This window comes from Micromonospora tarensis (genome assembly GCF_016803395.1).
In the GTDB taxonomy this organism is placed as follows: Bacteria; Actinomycetota; Actinomycetes; order Mycobacteriales; family Micromonosporaceae; genus Micromonospora; species Micromonospora tarensis.
Map to the genome: position 1 here is coordinate 1 of NZ_JAEVHL010000440.1, position 2,499 is coordinate 2,499.

The 2,499-nt window shown below is 72.0% G+C and carries 3 protein-coding genes; all 3 read right to left on the minus strand.

The annotated features are described in order from the left end of the window. Positions 1-752: septation protein SepH (gene sepH / locus JM949_RS35230; protein ID WP_203152377.1), on the minus strand; the 752-nt coding region annotated here is incomplete at its 3' end. A gap of 184 nt (positions 753-936) precedes the next feature. Continuing rightward, complete coding sequence (gene serC, locus JM949_RS35235; RefSeq protein ID WP_203152378.1) at positions 937-2,064, minus strand: phosphoserine transaminase; 1,128 nt, start codon at positions 2,062-2,064, stop codon at positions 937-939. Between the two features lie 203 nt (positions 2,065-2,267). Continuing rightward, a partial coding sequence (locus JM949_RS35240) for a citrate/2-methylcitrate synthase (RefSeq protein WP_305070629.1) occupies positions 2,268-2,499 on the minus strand: 232 nt, incomplete at its 5' end.

Consider the following 2,499-nt stretch of genomic DNA (forward strand, 5'->3'; position numbering starts at 1 on the left):
GGTCCACGTGAGGCGACGCAGCGCGCCCGACCGGCCCGGATCGGATCCCGGCCAGGGCGCGGGTGCTCGGACGCCGCCGGCAACCCATGCCCACCACGGCTCGGCTCGCCACGCGACGGACCAGGCAGGGCGTGCCCGCCCCGCTCCGGCGCCGGCTCCTGGCCGAGGATCGGCGTGGGCCGCTCGGCGCACAGGTACTGCGCCATGTCGTCGTGCGGCGTGACCACCTGCCGGGCCTTGTCCATGTCCCAGATGGCCTGCGCGGTGGCCTTGCCGGACGGCCACGTGGCGATGATCCGCCAGGTGCCGTCGTCGCGCCGGTACGCGTCCCAGGAGATCTTCTCGGTGTCGATGCCGTGCTGGCTCAGTCGGCCGTTGACCACCTCGGCGAGCGGGGTGGGCTTCTCCGCGCCCTTGAGCCGGGTGCGCCGGGCGTGCTGGGCGAGCATCGCCCGTTCCTGGAGCACCGGGCCGGCGTAGCGCAGCACGCGGTCGACCGGCACCCCGGCGATCCGGGCGACGTCCTCGGCGGACTCACCGGAGCGGATGCGGGCCTGGATGTCCCGGGGGGACAGTGAGGGAGTCGGGTCGACGGTGCTCGGTGCCACCGCGAGCGGCGGGGCACCCGGTTCGGGGTGCATCACGCCGGCGATGCGTTCGTCGATCGGCAGGGCGAGGAGTCGCCCAACCTCGTCGGCGAGCACCAGCGCCTGGCCGTCCTCGGAGAGGGCGACGAAGCGTACTGGGCGCATAGCGTTGCCTCCGTCCCGCTTCGCTGGCCGTACGCCACGAGTCGGCCACCCAGGCGTCTCGGACCACCGTACGCGCATCTGCCTCGGGGTGGGGGAAGCGACACCCCGCATGTCGTGACTGAGCTGCGGCGATGATCACGTCGTGTCCGTGGAGGCCCCAACGGACACCGACCGTGACCGAACGTCAGAGTCGCTCGACCACGTAGTCGATGGACGCGGTGAGCGCCTCGACATCGGCCGGCTCGACGGCCGGGAACAGCGCCATCCGCAACTGGTTGCGACCGAGCTTGCGGTAGGGCTCGGTGTCCACGATGCCGTTGGCGCGCAGCGCCTTGGCGATCGCCGTGGCGTCCACCCCGTCAACGAAGTCGATGGTGGCGACCACGTTGGAGCGCAGCGCCGGGTCGGTGACGAACGGGGTGGCCACGCTGGACCGCTCCGCCCAGCCGTACACGGCGGCGGCGCTCTCGGCGGTGCGCTTGGCCGCCCAGGCCAGGCCGCCCTGCGCGTTCATCCAGTCGGTCTGCTCGGCGGCCAGGAAGATGGTGGCCAGCGCCGGGGTGTTGTAGGTCTGCTCCAGCCGCGAGTTGTCGATCGCGGTGACCAGGTCGAGGAAGGCGGGGATGTAGCGCCCGGACGCCTTGATCTCGGCGGCCCGGTCCAGCGCGGCCGGCGACATCAGGGCCAGCCAGAGGCCGCCGTCGGAACCGAAACACTTCTGCGGCGCGAAGTAGTAGACGTCGGTCTCGCCGACGTTGACCTCCAGGCCACCCGCGCCGGAGGTGGCGTCGACCAGCAGCAACGCTCCCTCGTCGGCCCCGGCCACCCGGTTGATCGGGACGGCCACGCCGGTCGAGGTCTCGTTCTGCGGCGTGGCGTAAACGTCCACGCCGGACTCGGCGACCAGGGCCGGCGCACTGCCCGCGTCCGCCTTGCGGACGGTCGGCTCGCCCAGGAACGGGGCGTCCTTGACCGACTTGGCGAACTTGGCGCCGAACTCGCCGAAGCTGGCGAACTGGGCCCGGTCGCGGATCAGCCCGAAGGTGGCGACCTCCCAGAACGCTGTGGTGCCACCGTTGCCGATCACGACCTCGTAGCCCTCGGGCAGCGAGAAGAACTCGGCGATCCCGGAGCGCAGCCGGGCCACCTGGTCGCGGACCGTCTTCTGCCGGTGCGAGGTGCCGAGGTAGGAGGTCGCGACCTCGGCGAGGGCGGACACCGCCGCGGGGCGAACCTTGGACGGGCCGCAGCCGAAGCGTCCGTCGGCGGGCTTGATCTCATCGGGAATCCGGATGATCGGTGCGTCAGCCACGGTCTTGAAGATCCTTCCGCAAGGGCGAGGGCGGGCCCGGCGACACTGCCGACCCTCATCCTCGCACTCGGAGCCATCGGTGAAAGCCTCGCCCCCGAGGGCGGCGCTGAGGCCTTCACCACATGTCGGCGGCATCCGCCGGCCCGCGCACAGCAAAGGCCCCTCCCCGACGCCCGGCGTCGGGAAGGGGCCTTCGTCGTCGCTCAGACGCCGTGCGGGATCGCCGCCCAGCCCTCGACGTCGGACGGCTTGCGGGTCTCCGGGCCGATGTAGCGGGCGGAGGGGCGGACCAGCCGCTGGAGGCGCTTCTGCTCCAGGATGTGCGCGCTCCAGCCACCCATCCGCGCGCAGGTGAACATCGAGGTGAACATGTGCGCCGGCACCTCGGCGAAGTCCAGCACCACGGCCGACCAGAACTCGACGTTGGTGGCCAGC